Raw genomic sequence first — 19023 nt, 5'->3', positions numbered from 1 at the left:
TTTTTCTGACAGTGTCTGATCTTATTGGCCACAAAGAACCTTCAGTTTGCTTTCATTACTGTTGGTGTCTGCGAAGTTATGAAGGTTTTATTAAGTATTCTTTCTTTTGAATGGACCCATTGGAGCAATGAGTTCTAAGTTGGTGCCATAAAGAGGTGCACCGAACTGATCTTAAAAGCAATTAATAGATCGCTACTGGATTGACATTGACCTGTGTGGATCCTACATATAAGGGCTGTCCAAGGACAAATAGAAATTCCCAGACTTCTTCTTTTACCAAGGGGCGTGTGTCGATTAATTCAAGATTGTATATGCCACGTTTGGCCAATAAAAACTGATTGATTGGAAATTCCTCGTTGGTATTGGGGTTTGGATATACTTCAGATGCCCACGTGTCACCACCAAAAGCAACGATACCTTGATCTGCTAGCCATTTTGCTGCATCCATGCCGATACCGGGTTCAGTTTCCAGGAACTGTTGGTTGTTGTTGCCGATCAATTCTAACCAACCTGTGTTGAATAAGACGATGTCACCTTTTTTGATCGTGATCCCTTGTTTTTTTAATACCGATTGAATGGCTTCAACGGTAAATTCTGTACCACCGGGAACGATATCTTTTCCATAATAGGCTGTCATATCCAAGACAATAGCACGGGTTACCAGTGGTGGGACTTTTTCTATTCCAAGTTTTTTAACGCCTTCTACCGTAACAAAATCCTGCGCTTTGTTGCCATTGTAGTAGATATTGTTGATTCCGATATGTCCAATACCGTTCAATTGGGTGCCGACACAGGTCCAGGCATTTACCAATTCGTCGTTGAAAGTGAATTTATTGGGACCAAGTGTTGCACCAGCCTGTTCTCCGGGTTGTATATTATACAAGTTAAAACTACGGTGGCGGAAAGCTGGAAGCTGTTTGTTTACAGGGACAGCAAGAGGGACAGTTTTTCCCTTTTTGACAAGTTTTAATGACTGTAGCACCAATTCTGGTGATATTAAATTGGCAGCTCCGATCTCGTCGTTCTTACCATAAGCAGCATGATGCCATGTACTATCTGTTGGGTCTACCAACAGTGTTTTATTTTGCGCATTGCTTTGCAATGCTGTGAGTGACAGTACCCCATGAGGAGTACTGTCAACTGATTGAATTTTTTCATCGTTGAATATTAAATTTTTGCTAATGCAAGATTGATAAAGGATAGTTCTTCTGCGGTAAGCGTGATGTCGATGGCCTGCGCATTTGCGATGGCCTGCTCTGCATTTCGGGCACCTGCCAAGACCACAGTGATCGCCGGCTGCAAACTAGTCCAGCGTAATACCAATTGGGAAAGCGTGACACCTTTGTTTGCGGCAATTGGACTGATGGTATCCAAGAAGGTCTTTACCTTGGCCAGATCAAATTGTTGGAAATAACCATTGCGGTGATCGTTTTCTTTTAATTTACCCGTATTGAAATATTTACCGGTTAACAAACCACGCTCCATAGGGCTATATACAATGATACCTAGATCATTTTCCTTTGCGTAAGGAACAAGGTCCTGTTCGATACCTCGGTTCAGCATGCTGTAACCAACTTGATTACTCGCTATTTTGAGGGTTTTTCGTGCTTCTGAAACTTGATAAACGCTATAATTGCTGACGCCGGCAGCACGGATCTTACCTTGTTGTAAAAGAAGATCCAAGGCTTCCATCGTTTCGGAAATCGGAGTCGTACTATCTGGCCAGTGAATCTGTAGTAGATCGATATAGTCGGTGCGTAAACGTTTTAGGCTATTCTCTACTTCCTGAATTACACTAGCTTTTGATGCATATTTATAAACTGGAATAGTTTTACCAGCTTCTTCTGCGTCAAAGAAAAATTCACCTTTTCCTTGGTTACTACCGTCCCATACCAAACCAAATTTGGTCAATACCTGTATTTTGGTCCGATCATAACCTTGAATTGCCGCACCGATCATTTCTTCACTCAAACCAAAGCCATAAAACGGGGCTGTATCTAATGTAGTGACACCGTTGTCGATCGATGCTTTCACAGAATCAATAGAATCTTTCTTTTCATTGCCGCCCCACATGTTGCCGCCAATTGCAAAAGCTCCGTACGTAATTGCTGATAATTCTAAATCTGTTTTTCCTAATTTTCTGTATTCCATTTTTTATTTTTTATGTCTCTTGTTAAATTTTATTTGTCGTTCTGATGCACCTTTTTTTACTAAATAAATCTGTTCGAAAGGATGCTTACTATTATCAGAATGATTGATGGCACAAAGTTATAACGCTATTTTTTATTATTAAAATAATTTAAATTAGGTTATTCTATTATTTTTGTAATATAACACTAGCGTCTTTTTTTGAAAAGCGCCAGCAGATTTCTGTTAACTTTTTCTTGTACATTCCTACACAAACTAGTAGATTTATATAGTGTGGTAGGTCTTGTTAGTACTTACATTTTTATTGGGATAACCGTTCAGTAAAAGAATATCTATGCAAACAGTTGAACAATTTAAACCTGATGTGATTATTATCGGAGCGGGTTTAGCAGGGCTTACAGCAGCAATGGAGGTTACCAATGCTGGTAAGAAAGTGCTTCTTGTAGATCAGGAGACAGCTGAAAATCTTGGTGGTCAGGCCTATTGGTCCTTTGGGGGCTTTTTCTTGTCAATTCATCTCAACAACGTCGTATGGGCATCAAGGATTCTTTTGAACTGGCTCGGCAGGACTGGATGGGAACTGCAGGATTTGACCGCGAGGAGGATTATTGGCCGCGACAATGGGCAGAGGCCTACCTGAAATTTGCGACGGAAGAGAAGGCTGCTTACGTCGCTCAGCTCGGTATTAAGCTGATGTTTATGGTCGGTTGGGCTGAGCGCGGTGACGGATCGGCCTCGGGGCATGGTAATTCCGTTCCTAGATTTCATGTTAGTTGGGGGACTGGAACTGGCGTTGTGAAACCTTTTGTGGATAAAGCTTTTGCTGCGCAGGAAAAAGGTCTGCTGCGGTTTTGCTTTCGACATCGCGTGACAAAATTGCTAACGCAAGATGGCGCGGTCTTCGGAATTGCGGGCGATGTTTTGGAAGATGATAACAAAGCAAGGGGTGTTGCTACCAACAGAAATATTCTTGCAGCGTTTGAATATTATGCAGATCAGGTCGTTATTGCTTCGGGAGGGATTGGAGCAAATCATCAATTGGTACGCGAAAATTGGCCTGAACGATTAGGGAAAGCACCAGTGCAAATGATTTCAGGTGTTCCCGCCTATGTCGATGGAAAAATGATTGGAATTGCCGAAGAGGTTGGGGCTCATATGATAAACCGCGATCGCATGTGGCATTATACGGAAGGGATTGAAAATTGGAATCCAATATGGCCTATGCACGGCATCCGTATTTTATCTGGGCCGTCTTCATTGTGGTTTGATGCCCGCGGTAATAGGCTTCCAGCTCCTTATTTACCTGGATTTGATACCTTGGGTACACTCAGGCACCTGCAAGAGACAGGCTTTTCTTATTCCTGGTTTATCCTGACACAGAAGATTATCAAAAAGGAGTTTGCTCTTTCAGGTTCAGAACAGAATCCGGATATCACCAACAAGGATTATAGGTTATTTTTGAAACGCATTTTTGGGAAAAATGCACCTGGACCAGTTGAGGCTTTTAAGGAAAAGGGACCTGATTTTATTGTTTCGGACAATCTAAAGGATTTGGTCGCTCGTATGAATCGTTTGACAGGCGAAGATCTTTTGGATTATGAAACGATTAAAACGCAAATTGAAGCGCGTGACCGGGAGGTCGATAATAAGTTTTCAAAGGATACGCAAGTAAATTACATTCGAAATACACGAAACTACCTTGGTGATAAATTAGGTCGGGTGGCAGCCCTCCATAAAATCCTGGCGCCGGAAAATGGACCGCTCATTGCGGTACGTCTCCATGTGTTGACGCGTAAAACCTTAGGCGGTCTCAAAACGAATCTCCATTCGCAAGTACTAACAAAGGATAACAAGGTGATAGCGGGTTTGTATGCAGCAGGCGAGGTGGCTGGATTTGGTGGTGGCGGCATGCATGGTTATCGAGCGTTAGAAGGTACTTTCTTGGGCGGTTGTATATTCTCAGGCATGAAAGCCGGACAACATATTGCGCGTTTGCCAAAGGCAGCATTTACCTAAAAAATGTTTATGAAAGTCGATCCTTTTCTTTATAATGCCAGCTTTTCCATCCGATGTTGTTGCCGGATAGCGTCGGCCCAGGCCATCGGTGGTTACATTTAACGTTAAAACAACATTTCTAGTAGGCAATCAATGCGATGTTTGCCTATTCAGATCAGAGTAAGAAATTATTAAGTTTTTTTCTGGATAGAGCGCAGCGTTTGAAGAAGAACAGAAACGAGTACAAAAGCGAGCCCCACATAAAAGGAAGCATTGACTTGTTTGCCTTCGTTGAAGAATAAAAAAGCAATGATAATCGAATAGATGGGCTCAAGATTGAAACTCAAATTGACCGTAAATGCAGATAGCTTCTTGAGCGATTCGGCAAAAAGAACATAAAGACCAACCGTACAAAATAAAGACAGCAAGATTAAATAGATCCCATCAGAAAAGCTTGGTATAAAACGTTCGGTGGGAAATAAATAATAGAAAATAGGCAGTCCAAGTCCCAATACAATGGTGCCACTAAGCATTTGATAATAGTTGAGTAATTTACTATCATATTGTTTGACCAATCGCTCATTGTAGATGGTGTATAGGGCCGCGAAAATAGTTGAAATTACACCCAAAATAATGCCCACTTGATAAGAGCTATCAAAATGAAAGATTAAACTGATTCCGATCAAGGTCAACATGCTTAACATCAGCTGCGCCGCACTAAATCTTTTTTTATTGATGATAGGTTCTAGAATGGCTGTGAAAAAACTGGTCAGGCAATAGCACACTACGCCAATGGAAATATTGGAAAACTTGATACTTCCATAGAAAAATATCCAATGGATGGTGAGCAATAATCCACCTCTTGCAATATTCAGTATATCTTTTGTCGATTTTAATCGCTCAATCTTGAATAATTTGAGGACAACGAAAAGAATGAGTGTTGAAAGTAAAACCCTAAACCACACGAGTGGTATCTGATTGAGGGTAATGAGTTTGCCGAAAACTCCGGTGAAGCCTGCGAGCAGTACCGCGGTATGAAGTACTAAATATGATTTTTTCATAAGAAAAATGTCTTTCCCATAAAGGGAAATTTAAAAGCTAAATAAATAGTCAATCCTTGTATCATCCGAATTTGCTCCTGATCAGATGTCATTATTCGTTTGACATTGCGCTATGTTATTTTGCTGGTGGAGAAAGACAAGTTCTTCAGTCCATGGTTTTATGCTAGTTTTTAACAAATATAGAAATTATCTACGGTATTCAAAGTCCTTTATTTCAGCCATTTTGTTGGATTAATATTCTTCATCCTAAAGACTAAATCTTATATTAGTGATCTCACTAGGGGGATGCCCAAGATAATCGTCTTCCTAGTATTGAATATGCAATATCAATATAAACCAAACTAAACAATGAAGAGGAAAGAATTTATTCGAAATACGAGTCTGTTGGCTGCATCGGCACTTTTTGCACAGACGAAAGTATTCGGTTTTCAAGCTGATACGGTCCGTGTGGGGCTGATCGGTACCAACGGTATGGGTTGGTCTAATCTGAAGGCTATCTTGAAAGTACCAGGCGTGCAGTGTACGGCATTATGTGATGTCGATGAAAATGTTTTGAAGAATCGCGCTGAGGAACTAAAGAAACGCAATATTGATGTGAAGACTTACATCGATTATAAAGATCTTCTGAAAGCAAATGACGTTGATGTTGTTATTGTCGCTACGCCCGATCATTGGCATTGCATGCAAATGGTTGATGCTGTTGCGGCAGGAAAAGATGTATATGTCGAAAAACCAATTGGCAACTCCATTCGGGAATGTGAAATTATGGTTGCAGCTGCTAAAAAGTATAAACGTGTTGTACAGGTAGGGCAGTGGCAACGAAGCCAACAACATTTTAGAGATGCGATGGATTTTGTTCATAGCGGAAAATTGGGGAAGATACGCCTTGTTAAGGCTTGGGCTTATCAAGGTTGGATGAAGAGTATTCCGGTTCAGGCAGACGCTAATGTTCCTACTGGAGTACATTATGATAAATGGTTGGGGCCAGCCCCAAAACGTGCATTTAATCCCAATCGTTTTCACTTCAATTTCAGGTGGTATTGGGATTATGCGGGTGGCCTAATGACCGATTGGGGTGTACATATGTTGGATTATGCGCTGATCGGAATGAAAGTGTCAGATCCTGTTTTGGTAATGGCTGCTGGTGGTAAATTTGCTTATCCCGACGACGCCGCTGAAACACCAGATAGTCTAACAACGGTGTATGAGTTTGATGGATTTAATGTTCAATGGGAACAGGCGACAGGTATAGATTTGGGCCCTTATCAGAAGACTCACGGCGTTGCTTTCATTGGTAATAATGGTACCTTGGTCGTTAATCGTGAAGGCTGGGAAGTTATTCCCGAGAAAGGACGAATGGACGCTGTCTCTTTCCAACGTTCGCAGGACAATGGACTGGACAAGCATATGGTTAATTTCGTTGAAGCTGTTAGAAAGAAATCAGTAGAAGGTCTTCATGCTCCGATAGAAGCGGGGGCTCATATTGCGATATTCTCACAGATGGGAAATATTGCATACCGTTCTAAAAAGAAATTGTTTTGGGACAAACAAAAGCGCAGTTTCAATGATAAAGATGCGGACGGGTACTTAGTGAAAGTTTATCATAATGGCTATAATCTGCCTAAAGTGTAAGGAAATATGGGTATGAAAGGTATCGTATTGGGTCTCGCTCTGGCGACATTGTCTGCAAAGCAAGTTTCGGCGCAACAGATGGAAAAAATGTGGGATGGTCAAGGAGGAAAAAATTCCATTTCCCAAAATAGAGGGAAACTGTTCCGTGACGGCAAATATGCGATGTTTATCCATTGGGGAATCTATTCGCAGCTGGCAAATACCTGGAAGGGGAAAACGTTTTATGGCATATGGGAATGGCTCATGAACAAGAGCATGGCCAATATCCCCGTCGCTGACTACATGGCCGCGGCGGCGTCATTTCATCCAGATCATTTTGACGCTAAGGCGATCGTACAGCTTGCAAAAGATGCGGGGATGCGCTATATCGTGATTACGAGCAAACATCACGATGGATTTTCGATGTTTCATTAGAAAGTGAATTCGTTTAATATTGTTGAGGCGACCGATTTTAAACGTGATCCGATGATTGAGCTCGCGAAAGCCTGTAAGGAAGCGGGGATCGGTTTTGGCTTCTATTATTCGCAAAATCAGGATTGGACTTATCCCGGCGGAAATGGAGGTCCCAAGGTGGACGCAGCCGGTCATTCGAAAACATTTGACGATTATTTTTGGGAGAAATGCTATCCTGAGGTGAACCAGATTACGACGCAGTATGGGCCGATAGAATTGGTCTGGTTCGATACGCCTGGTGGGATGGATAAGAAATACGCCCAAAAACTTGTCGAATTGGTTCATAAAAATCAACCTGGGGCTTACGTGTCGGGACGTGTTGGACACGGACTTGGTGATTATTCTACTTTGGGGGATATGGAAGTACCACGGCAGAATGTTCCAGGTCTTTGGGAGGCAGTCGATGTAACCAATGACTCTTGGGGGTATGCTTGGTACGACAATAATTGGAAGAGTGCCCGTGAAATCTTGTCTCGTACATTGTCGACTATTAGCCGGGGCGGGACTTACATGTTAAATGTTGGGCCTAAACCAGATGGGACTATTCCTGAGCCAGCGAGCTTAGCTTTGCGTGGTGCTGGTGCGTGGATCCGAAAGTATCCAGCGGCCGTTTATGGTGCGCAAGCTTCACCTTGGGGGCACGCTTTGCCTTGGGGGGATGCTACTGTACAAGGACGTAAAATTTCATTATTGGTCTATCACTGGCCAACTAATGGAAAGTTGTTTGTTCCGGGCCTAACAAAGGGGATAACGTCGATCAATCTTTTAAACGCAGATGGGAAGAAAAAGTTAAATTATACGACCGATGGAAAATGGTTGGAGATCAATATCCCATCGGTAGCTCCAGATCCACTGGTTTCTGTGATTGAGGTCGTTATGCAGGGGACACCTCTTATTGATAAAATGTTGGGTGTCGATCCGGCGATGGAGACAATTCTTCCTGTAGACTTTGCCGAAGTTGAAGGATGCCATAAAACCGGGAAATCCTGGATGGAGAAATTCGGTGAATGGAAACATGTCGTTCAAGTAGGGCAATGGAATGATCAAAGTAAACTAACGTATGCTATAGACATTGTTAAGCCAGGCTATTATCAAGTTGATCTAAATTATACAGGGCAGGGGAGAGTGGTGTGGAAGATCGAAAACTCGGCTGGAGAGATCGTGCAGAATCAACAAGCCGCTGCTTCAGTGTATAATTGGTACCCATGGGGATGGATGAAATTTAAAGCCGCAGGAAGATACAGCGTTACTGTTTCATTTCTTGAAGGTGATGGTGACAAGGTCAGTCTCAGTGCACTTCGATTTAAACCTGTAGAATAGGCTGTTGCTGTCTATTCTACAGGTTTTTCAATCATCAATTTCTGTGCTTTCTGCCTTAATTGATGATATTCCCAAAAAAATCAAACAGGGATTTTTAGGCAGGCATTCGATTCAGCTAGTCTTGCATAAGAGTCTGTATTTTCTCAATAGAATCCTCATTCTCCAAAAACTCAAGATACGGTAACAAAGGTTCGATATCTTTTTTGTCCATTGTTTCTATGTCTTCAAATAAAGCATTTACAAAATCACTGCAAAAAGATTTGCCAAAGCTATACGTGATGATTCTCGCAAGATCATCACAATCGATTTCCGTGGCATTCAGATTAAATACAAGTTCAGGTATTTCGTAGTCGCCTTCTGCCGGATAGCCGATATACCTAAACATGCTTTCCTTCCAGACACGAAATAGAATTTGATGCGAGACATGTTTTCCAAAGTATTCGAACACCTTGGAAAGTAGATCGCAAGCTGCCTCCTTCTCAAAAACACCGGTAATGCTTTTGTCTATCAATTCAGCATAAGGAATGAAAATCGAGCTATCGAAATGAACATCAAAATTAGCGGTAAGCATAGCCAATATATGTTCTTTGGGCTGGATTCTTAGAAGTTGTCTTGCTGTTAATGAGGTTAAGTTGTGCTTTTGTTCTCGACCGTGGCTATCGGGGAGGAGCACGGTGTGTTCTTTGTCGAGGAGCGAGATGACGAATTTCCAGTCTTCGGGCCTTTTGAGAATCCTGCAGTTATGAGCGAGATAACCGCTTCTTTTTGGGTCAGGTTTCTTGTCTCCGACAATAACTTCTCCAGGTTGAATAACATGTTCTGGAGGAACTTTAAACCTGCGTATATGCACAAAGAGTTCTTCTCCGGAAGGTAACGCAAGAGTACCAAATCCTTTGTTATTGTCGAACCATTTGACAGCGCCGATAAACATGGCTGGAGTTGAGTTTTGTTTCAATAGCATAAAGGTAATGAATAAATGCATTTATTATGCATTGAAAATGAAATATTTGTAATTATTTGCCGTGAAAGACTTTTAACGGATCCGATGGATTCTTAGTCTACATGGTTAAGAACGCTTTCTAAACAGCCAAAATGTTCGTAATTTCAATAGAAAGCGACAATCAAATTAGTGGGACGGAATTGGACAGGAGTCAAAGGGCGTTTTGAAAAATCGATTGAGAGAATAATTTCATAGCATTTTTTGTCGCCTAGGCGTAATTTTGAGCTAACTTAGTCTGTTGAAATCTGTTCTATAAAATCGTTCAATAATATAACGTATCCTATGCAGTCTGTAATTGTCAAATCTATTCTCAATAAAACAAAACAAAGAGATCCTTGGTTTCTTGACGATTACACCGTTAACTCTTATAGCGGATGCTCGTTCAATTGTTTATATTGTTATATCAGAGGTAGTAAATATGGTATTAATATGGCCGAAAAGCTAAGTGTAAAGCGCAATGCGGTGGATTTGTTGGACCGAGCCCTAGCGCTTCGTGCCCGTAAAAAACAATATGGAATAATTGTATTGTCGTCTGCAACGGATCCTTATTTGCAATTTGAGCAAACCGAGCTACTGACGCGGCAATTATTGGAAATTATACTACATTATCGTTTTCCAGTGCATATTATCACCAAATCGGATCTAGTAAGTCGGGATTTTGATTTGTTGAAGCAGATCGATGCTGAAGCGATACTTCCATTGGATCTGCAGGGTAAATTGACACATCGCGCTTTTATTACTTTTTCCTTTTCAACCATCGATATGGAAATTGCCAGCATATTTGAACCAGGTGCACCATCGCCTGAGCTTCGTTTGGATACATTGAGTGAAGCACGTAAGATGGGATTGTGTAGTGGCGTAAGTTTAATGCCTTTGTTGCCCTTTATTTCGGATACCGGAACTCATCTTGATCAGATGTTTGGGACTTTTCGATCCATTGATGCAAATTATATTTTTCCAGCAACCTTGGCCTTGTATGGTTCTGATCCTGGTGACAATCGGACGTTGGTTATGCGTGCGGTTGAAAAACACTATCCACAACTCGTGGAAAAATATCAACGATTGTTTGGTGCGGACGGCAAACTTCCTAGCTATTATCGACAGGCATTTGCGGAAAAGGTTAAGGGACTATGTCTGCAATATGGACTTAGGGACCGGCAGACGAATAATGATCCCTTATAAATTCCTGGGTATTTTTGGCGGTTGATCAATACCAAAGTAGCTTTTTCTCCTTCTCTGTGATGTGTGTTAAGTTGAGCCATTTGCATTTTTTCCTTATTGATAGGCCATTTAAGTTGAATGTGACGGTCTTGATTCTAATCTTTTTAATAAGCAATCTTATTCCGTAGTAAATACAGGTTTTTAGGTATGCTAACTGTTTGAATTTTAGCTTTTAATTGTATGTTTTCGCCCTGACTAAAACCGATAGAAAACAGATGTATTGGATAAAGGATTTTTTATGACGAAGTTTTACGTTAAAACGAAGAAAATAATTAACCTAATTGTTTAAGTGTTTTGTGAAATAAGTGATCCCTCGCTTTGTTGTTTTTTGTATTGTATTGTTTCAAATATGTTACATTTTATTTCGTATAAGGTTTTTGTGAATATTATTTGTTTAATATTATTTAACATGTTGATTGATAGTGTTTTGATTCATTATGTCAAACTGATTGGTTCTTTGTTTTATTAAAAAATTAAAAAAGACATTCTGTTTCGTGTTAAAATTGTATTATCTTAATATTGATTTAACCAATTGTCGTTTAATTGTTTAGTAATGCTTTGTTAATAATTTACAAATATTAAATAACCTTTCTTTGTAACCGAAGAAAAACAAAACCAAATTCATGAAAACGAAACACGTATTACTTCCTGTAATGATCGGGATGTCTCTCGGCGCGTGGGCCAAGAGCAAACCTGTCTTTCTGACATCTATTCCGGATGTTGAAATTTCCGCCAAATTTCAGGGGCCTATTCGAGGCATTGTAAAAACAGCAACCGGTGAACCTATCTCGGGTGTGTCAATTTTTAATTCAACTACTGGCAAAACTACGCAAACTGACCAACAAGGTGCTTTTGTCATCGAAGGGAAAACTGGGCATACATTGCGCTTGTCGATGATCGGTTTTGAAACACAGCACGTAAAAGTAGAGGCAATACCTTTAACCATTCAGTTAGTTTCGACAGATCAATCCCTTGATGAAGTAATTGTTGTCGGGTATGGTAAGCAAAAAAAGGTAAACTTAACAGGTGCTGTTACACAGATTGATGCGAAGATACTTGAAAATCGCCCAGTTGCCAATGCAACTCAAGCTTTGCAGGGAGCAATACCAAATTTGAATATTACATTTACCAATGGTAGGCCAGGAGGGGAAGGAAATGTTAATATCCGGGGTTTTGCTTCGATAAACTCAGCTAATGCACAACCCCTTATTCTCATTGATGGGGTTCCGGGTAATATCAATACAATCAATCCGCGTGATATTGAATCGATATCGGTTTTAAAAGACGCTTCTGCGGCAGCGATTTATGGCGCTCGTGGGGCATTTGGTGTTATGCTCGTAACAACTAAAAAAGGAAAGGCCGGAAAAATGAACATTAATTATAGTAATAATTTTGGTTGGTCTGGACTGACGGTGCGGACAGATTTTATGACGAGCGGTTATGATGCTGCTAAACTAAATGATGAAGCTTTTATTCGTGCCACCGGTAATAGTTATACGGGATATACAGAAGATGACTATGCTGAACTATTGAAACGAAAAACAGATCCTAGTCTGCCTTCCGTAGTGGTTCAGAATAGAAATGGAAAAGATCAATATGTATATTATGGCAATACAGATTGGTGGAATGAGATGTATCGAAAAACACAGACCTCAATGGAACATTCGTTAAATTTCTCTGGCGGTAGTGAAAAAATTGATTACTATGTGTCGGGGCGACTTTATGAAAAAGGGGGGCTAATGAAAATTAACCAAGATAAATTCGATGCTTATAATGTTCGATCGCGCATAAATGCGCAGGTGACCCCTTGGTTGAAGGTAAGTGCAAATACCCAGCTGAATTACCAAAACTACACCTATCCAGGATGGGCGACAAGTCCAGATAATAACAATAATTTTATTTCAACAACGGTACACGCTTTACCATCTTATGTGCCCATGAATCCCGATGGTACCGCAACCTATAGGACGGAACTGAACAATTATAATATTGGCGATGGTATATATGCAGATTTGTTGCATGGAAAGTCAAAAGGTGGCGAGGATAAATATGAGTTTATCAATATGTTTGAGACTGTATTTCAGTTGGCGCCAAACTTGACCTTAACGGGTAATTATACCTTTACTTATAATCCGATCCATAACTGGAATAGAAGAACGGCCGCTCCTTGGTCTGTTTTTCCTGGTGTGATCAATTACTTGGGAAATGATACATATACCGAAACGATCATCAATAGGCCAAAACATTCACTCAACCTATTCGCCAATTATAGCAAGCAATTTGGAGATCATCAGTTTGCCGCCACGGTAGGCTTTAACCAGGAAACCACAGGATACAAACGAATCGGCGGTACGCATACTAATTTGCTGTCGGAGGATTTGAATGATTTTGCGCTGGGGACTGGTCAAATGCAGTTACTCGGGAATGCAAATACCTGGGCATTACGAGGCTATTTTGGAAGGTTGAATTACAATTATAAAGGGAAGTACCTGTTGGAGGTGAATGGTCGCTACGATGGAACGTCTAAATTTCCATCCAGTCAGCGATATGGTTTTTTTCCCTCTTTCTCGGGCGGATGGCGGATTTCGGAAGAGTCGTTTATGGCTAATCTGAAGCCTGTTTTGAATGAAGCTAAATTTAGAGTCTCCTATGGGGCGTTGGGTAACGCACAGGAAGCTGCTGAGTATGGTTACATCCAATTGTTGAATGCAGGATTGTCCAATTACATAACCAATGGTACAAAAACACAATATCTGAGTGCACCAACTCCAATTTCGGCTGATTTAACCTGGGAGAGAACGAATACATTAAATTTCGGAACAGATCTCGAATTTTTTAGAACTCGACTGAGTGTATCTGCTGACTATTTTATTCGAAATACGCTCGATATGTTGATCCCGGGCAAAACATTGCCAGCGGTTTTTGGTTCGGCGTCGCCTCGGACAAACGCTGGAGACCTAAGAAATAAAGGCTGGGAGGTTTCTGTGGCTTGGCGTGATCAATTTGACTTGGATGGAAAATCTTTTGGCTATAATATTGGGTTGGGATTGTCGGATTCTAAAGCGAAGATCACACGTTTTGACAATAAGGAAATGCTGCTAAGTAACTATTATGTCGGCCAGACTTTGGGCGAAATTTGGGGGTATAAGGCTGATGGTTTTTTTCAGTCTCAGGCGGAAATCGACAATTGGAAAGTTAACCAGGATTATGTGGATAAACAACGATTGGCAGCACCGGGAGACTGGTCCAAGCTTCATCCTGGAGATTTGAAATTTGTTGATATTGGTGGAAAGGATGGCGTTCCGGATGGAAAGGTTGATGCTGGAGACAATACATTGATGAACCCTGGGGATCAAGTGATCATTGGGAACAACAGAGCCCGTTATACATTTGGTTTTAATTTGGGGGCAAATTGGCAAGGATTCGATATTTCGGCCTTCTTTCAGGGGATAGGTCGACAACATTGGTGGCCTGGAGCAAATGCAGATAAGTTTTGGGGACCATACTCAAGACCGTACTATTCGTTTGTGCCGAAGGATTTTGAACAGGATATTTGGACGCCTGAAAATACAGATGCCTATTATCCATTGTTAAGAGGCTATATTGCCTTGAATGATCGTGGATCTTTGAACGTCAAATCGGATCGTTACTTACAGGATTTGGCCTATATACGACTAAAAAATCTAACCGTAGGCTATACGGTTCCTCAGGCCTGGCTAAAGCGCGTGAAATTGGCCAATGCGCGGATTTATGTGTCTGGTGAAAATATTTGGACTGCGACTAAGCTCCGTTCCAAATATATTGATCCCGAACAGTCGGCTCAAGAGGTCAACGGAAGATCATATCCAATCTCTAAAACATTTTCATTTGGTCTAGATTTAACATTTTAATAGTATGAAAAAGATAGTATATATATATGCATTGTTGAGCTGTGGCATGATGGCTTGTAGCAAAGATTATTTGGAACGTTTGCCTGAATCGTCAGTTACTCCTGAGGCTTCCTTTAAAACAGAAAAGGATTTGGCGTTATTTACAAAGTCATTTTACGATGCCGCACTACCTTCGGCCGAAGGAGTTTATAACGAATCGGTCGATAATATCGTTAAGACAACATTGGATGATGAATTGACCGGAAAAAGACAGGTTCCGATAAGTGGCGGTGGATGGACTTGGGCAAATCTTCGTAATATCAATTACTTTTTGGCGAATTGCTTTAATACAGTTTCAGAAACGACTGCTGCGCCCTATGCTGCCGAGGCGCGCTTTTTTAGGGCATATTTTTATTTCGATAAACTGAAACGTTTTGGAGATGTGCCCTGGTATGACAAGGTCATTGATCAAAATGACGAAGAACAACTTAAGAAGGCGAGGGATCCGAGAACTTTGGTTGTATCAAACATTCTCGCTGATCTGGACTATGCGATTGCCAATCTACCGGCTACCAAAAGTGATGAAAAAGTGACCAAATGGACTGCATTGGCCTTAAAGTCCCGGGTCGCACTTTTTGAAGGAACATTTCGTAAATATCATACAGAATTTAATTTACCCGATGCAAACGGCCTGTTGGAGAAGGCGGCCGATGCAGCCAGCAAGCTTATGGAGGGAGCGCAATACAGCGTATACAATGCCGCGGGAACAGACTCTTATGGTGCATTGTTTTATAGTGTTAATAGTTTGCCACAAGAGGTTATTTTAGCGCGGAAATTCTCGGATGCTTTGCAAATCTGGCACAATGTAAATTATTATACGATTACAGCTTCCTACGGAAAACCCGGATTGGATAAAAATTTGGTGGATTCTTACCTGATGAAAGATGGAACGAGATTTACCGATAAATCAAATTACCAAACAATGACGTTTAAGGAGGAGGTCCTAAATCGCGATCCACGTCTAAGCCAGACGATTCGTACGCCGGGCTATAAGCGTATTGGAGGTGCCGCTGCTGTTGCTCCGAACTTTGGGAATTCAGTGACGGGATATCAATTGATCAAATTTGTGGGAGATGTAAAGTATGATAACTTCAATCGTTCTGAAAATGATATGCCGATTTTTAGGTATGCCGAGGTTTTATTAAATTATGCTGAAGCGAAAGCAGAGTTAGGCACATTGAGCCAGGCCGATTTGGACAAATCAATTAAGTTGTTGCGCGATCGTGTAGGCATGCCAAATCTAAATCTGCAGGCGGCTAAATCAAATCCAGATGCATTTTTAGCGAAAGACTATCCGAATGTAGTTGGTGATATGAAGGGGGTACTATTGGAAATAAGAAGAGAACGCCGTATTGAATTGGTGATGGAATCTTTCCGTTGGGATGATATCTTAAGATGGAAAAGCGGCCAGTTGGTCACGAGACAATTTAAAGGGATGTATTTTCCGGGTACAGGCAAGTTTGATTTAGATAATGATGGTAAAGATGACGTTTGGATTTATGAAGGTGACAAGCCGAGTGCCTCGGGAATTCAGCTATTGAAATTGGGCTCGGAAATCTTATTGGAAAATGGGAATAAAGGAAATGTGATTATTAATGCGCATATCAAAAAAGTTTTCGATGAAAAGAAAGACTATTTATATCCAATTCCTGTCCAAGAACGACAATTAAATCCTAACCTTACCCAAAATCCAAACTGGGGAGAATAATACACCTTAAAAAATGCGATCAGTGGTCGAGTGCTTCTCCCGCTGATCGTATTTTTAATATTACGATATGTTTTTTTTTAACTAGCTGTATTTTAACTATATATGTTGTGAAAAATGCGTTTAATTTATTTTTCGTACCTTTGTATCGTCAAAAGACAGAATGGCGTGAGTTTATTCCGCTATGGCTTTGTGCCTTTGGCACAGCCTAGGTTGTTCGTTATACTTGTTGAAGTATATTTTGGAGATGCTTTATAAATGGAGCATTTCGTCTTTAAAAGATTAGTTTCTTTTTCATCATTGCTCTTACCGAACCGAGAGTAAAGTATGTTAGTTAATAAGTTGATTGAACTGTACGAGTAAGATTTCGATCAAACGGACTCAACTGTAGGGATATTTTTTATTTGTAAGAAAATAGCGTAGGCGTATGGCCTTAGTGGATCACTTATGCCCTTTTGGTTTATTTATGTTTAAAAAAATTAAAGAATGGATAAAACAAGCAAGGTAAAAGTAAAAGTTGAAGACTTGGTACTTGTTTTCGGAAAGCAAAAGAAACAAGCTCTGCACTTACTGAACGAGGGTTTCTCGAAGAAGGATATTTTAGCGAAAACGGGCTGTACTATTGGGATTAACAAAGCTAATTTTGAAATCTTCGAGGGGGAATTTTTCGTTATAATGGGGCTTTCGGGAAGTGGGAAATCTACCCTGCTCCGTTGTCTGAATCGATTGAACGAACCGACATCAGGAAAGGTTTATATCAATGGTGAGGATATAACAGGGAAAAATAATAAAGATCTTCTTGAAGTCCGTCGAACAGAAATGAGTATGGTCTTTCAAAAGTTTGGTCTGTTGCCACATCATACCGTGTTGAGCAATGCTGCTTTCGGTTTAGAACTACGAGGGGAAGAACGGGACAAACGGGAATCTAAAGCGCAGCAAGCGCTTGATGTCGTCGGGCTCAGTGGATTTGAACAACAGCTACCTTCTCAGTTATCGGGTGGTATGCAACAGCGGGTTGGACTGGCTCGGGCACTTGCAAATGATCCTGAAGTACTACTGATGGATGAGGCATTTTCAGCTCTGGATCCCCTGATTAAAACAGAAATGCAAGATCAGTTACTGGAGTTGCAGGATAATCTACAAAAAACAATCGTATTTATTACCCATGATCTCGATGAAGCGATCAAATTGGGCGATCGTATTGCTATTATGAAAGATGGTGTCATCGAACAGATCGGTACTGCGGAAGATATCTTGACAAATCCAGCAAGTGAGTATGTTAAAGCCTTTGTTGAAAAAGTGGATCGCAAGTCGATCATTTCGGCAGGTTCACTGATGTTTGAGAAACCTACTGTTGTACGTTTCAAAAAAGATGGCCCTGAGGGGGCGCTGCGGAAAATGCGGGCGACAGGAATTGAAATTCTCCCCGTAGTCGATGCGCATGATACTTTCCTTGGTTTTGTTCATATGAGTGAAGTCATTCAATCGGCAAAGCGTAGGGAACCCACCGTAGAATCCATTATACATGCCAACGTTCCAACCGTATCAAAAGAGGTGACCGTTGAAGAAATGTTGCCCCTGATATCGGAGATCCGGTCGCCAATCGCTGTGGTGAATGAACATAATCGTTTGTTGGGGATCGTAACACAGACATCGTTGATTATCGAAGCGACAAAGTATAATGAAGAAGAAATTATTGAATTAAAAGAGAAAGCAAATAATCAGTAGAAATGAATAAAGTAATCGATATAGGACAATACATCGCTGTAGCCGTCAATTGGCTGACAGATCATTTAGAGCCATTTTTTAACCTGATAAAAAATACAGTGAATGCATCCATTATTGGACTGGAATGGGTGTTAACAACGATACCTTTTTTTATTATCATCGCATTATTTACAGCATTAGCCTGGTGGAAATCTGGGAAAGGGGTCGCACTGACGACATTGTTGGGATTAACATTGATCTATCTGATGGGATTTTGGATTGCAACGATGGAGACTTTGGCGCTGGTATTGGTCGCTACCTTGACAGCCTTGGTTATATCAGTTCCTTTGGGTGTGTGGGCCGCGAAGAATAAACTAACAGCGAAAATCATTCGGCCCTTACTTGATTTAATGCAGACGATGCCTGCCTTTGTTTACTTGATTCCAGCGGTGTTATTTTTTAGTATCGGTAAAGTCCCGGGAGCTTTTGCTACCATTATTTTCGCTATGCCACCTGCCGTCCGTTTGACGACTTTAGGGATTGATGCGGTTCCAAAAGATATCGTTGAAGCTGCACGTTCATTTGGCGCGACCAATAGTCAGATCTTATTTAAAGTAGAACTGCCCTTGGCTACAAAAACAATCTTAGCAGGGATCAATCAGACCATATTACTGTCTTTATCTATGGTTGTTATTGCCGGAATGATTGCTGCTGGTGGCTTGGGAGAAAAAGTGCTTGAGGGTATTAATAACTTGGATATTGGTCTTGGTTTTGAAAGTGGTTTGTCCGTTGTGATTCTCGCTATTATTTTGGATCGAATCACGCAGGGCTTTGTAAAAAAGAAAGCATAGT

Annotated in this window: 10 protein-coding genes and 2 pseudogenes; 8 read left to right on the top strand and 4 right to left on the bottom strand. The window is 40.9% G+C overall.

The features are described 5' to 3' along the window. Nucleotides 1–181 precede the first annotated feature (181 nt). Together B4Z90_RS02680 and B4Z90_RS02675 are read right to left on the bottom strand one after the other, a co-directional pair. Nucleotides 182–1072: a cyclase family protein gene (locus tag B4Z90_RS02680; protein ID WP_204991025.1), complete on the bottom strand. Its 891-nt coding sequence runs from the start codon at nucleotides 1070–1072 to the stop codon at nucleotides 182–184. A gap of 95 nt (nucleotides 1073–1167) precedes the next feature. Further along, the gene (locus B4Z90_RS02675) at nucleotides 1168–2151 is read right to left on the bottom strand and encodes an aldo/keto reductase (protein WP_112376052.1); all 984 of its coding nucleotides are present in this window, start codon (nucleotides 2149–2151) and stop codon (nucleotides 1168–1170) included. A 327-nt stretch (nucleotides 2152–2478) separates the two neighbouring features. On the opposite strand from B4Z90_RS02675, the pseudogene B4Z90_RS02665 reads away from it, so the two are divergent. Beyond that, nucleotides 2479–4161 (top strand): annotated as a pseudogene (locus B4Z90_RS02665) (FAD-binding protein); the annotation flags it as partial. 173 nt (nucleotides 4162–4334) lie between these two features. On the opposite strand, the gene B4Z90_RS02660 reads toward B4Z90_RS02665, so the two are convergent. Continuing rightward, complete coding sequence (locus B4Z90_RS02660) at nucleotides 4335–5204, bottom strand: DMT family transporter (protein ID WP_204991028.1); 870 nt, start codon at nucleotides 5202–5204, stop codon at nucleotides 4335–4337. Between the two features lie 348 nt (nucleotides 5205–5552). Between B4Z90_RS02660 and B4Z90_RS02655 the strand changes: the two genes are divergently transcribed. Next, nucleotides 5553–6836 (top strand): Gfo/Idh/MocA family protein, encoded by a 1284-nt coding sequence (locus B4Z90_RS02655; protein WP_112376053.1) that lies wholly within the window; start codon nucleotides 5553–5555, stop codon nucleotides 6834–6836. 6 nt (nucleotides 6837–6842) lie between these two features. Next, nucleotides 6843–8609 (top strand): annotated as a pseudogene (locus B4Z90_RS02650) (alpha-L-fucosidase). Nucleotides 8610–8724: 115 nt separating this feature from the next. Here B4Z90_RS02650 and B4Z90_RS02645 read toward each other — a convergent pair. Beyond that, entirely contained in the window at nucleotides 8725–9591 is an 867-nt protein-coding gene (locus tag B4Z90_RS02645) for a cold-shock protein (protein ID WP_112376054.1), read from the bottom strand. 300 nt (nucleotides 9592–9891) lie between these two features. On the opposite strand from B4Z90_RS02645, the gene B4Z90_RS02640 reads away from it, so the two are divergent. The 5 genes from B4Z90_RS02640 (at nucleotide 9892) to B4Z90_RS02620 (ending at nucleotide 19022) form a co-directional block, all read left to right on the top strand. Continuing rightward, a complete protein-coding gene (locus B4Z90_RS02640) occupies nucleotides 9892–10791 on the top strand; it encodes an SPL family radical SAM protein (protein ID WP_112376055.1) in 900 nt (299 codons plus the stop codon). Nucleotides 10792–11453: 662 nt separating this feature from the next. Further along, nucleotides 11454–14720: a SusC/RagA family TonB-linked outer membrane protein gene (locus tag B4Z90_RS02635; RefSeq protein WP_112376056.1), complete on the top strand. Its 3267-nt coding sequence runs from the start codon at nucleotides 11454–11456 to the stop codon at nucleotides 14718–14720. 4 nt (nucleotides 14721–14724) lie between these two features. Continuing rightward, nucleotides 14725–16467 carry a RagB/SusD family nutrient uptake outer membrane protein gene (locus tag B4Z90_RS02630; protein WP_070567962.1) on the top strand — a complete coding sequence of 581 codons (1743 nt, stop codon included), beginning with the start codon at nucleotides 14725–14727 and terminating at the stop codon, nucleotides 16465–16467. A 483-nt stretch (nucleotides 16468–16950) separates the two neighbouring features. Then, complete coding sequence (locus B4Z90_RS02625) at nucleotides 16951–18192, top strand: quaternary amine ABC transporter ATP-binding protein (protein WP_046675375.1); 1242 nt, start codon at nucleotides 16951–16953, stop codon at nucleotides 18190–18192. Nucleotides 18193–18194: 2 nt separating this feature from the next. Beyond that, a complete protein-coding gene (locus B4Z90_RS02620) occupies nucleotides 18195–19022 on the top strand; it encodes an ABC transporter permease (RefSeq protein ID WP_204991031.1) in 828 nt (275 codons plus the stop codon). Nucleotide 19023 lies beyond the last annotated feature (1 nt).

The sequence above is a fragment of the Sphingobacterium sp. UBA5639 genome, from assembly GCF_002421245.1.
In the GTDB taxonomy this organism is placed as follows: Bacteria; Bacteroidota; Bacteroidia; order Sphingobacteriales; family Sphingobacteriaceae; genus Sphingobacterium; species Sphingobacterium multivorum.
This window is presented reverse-complemented; position numbering and strand designations above follow the sequence as displayed.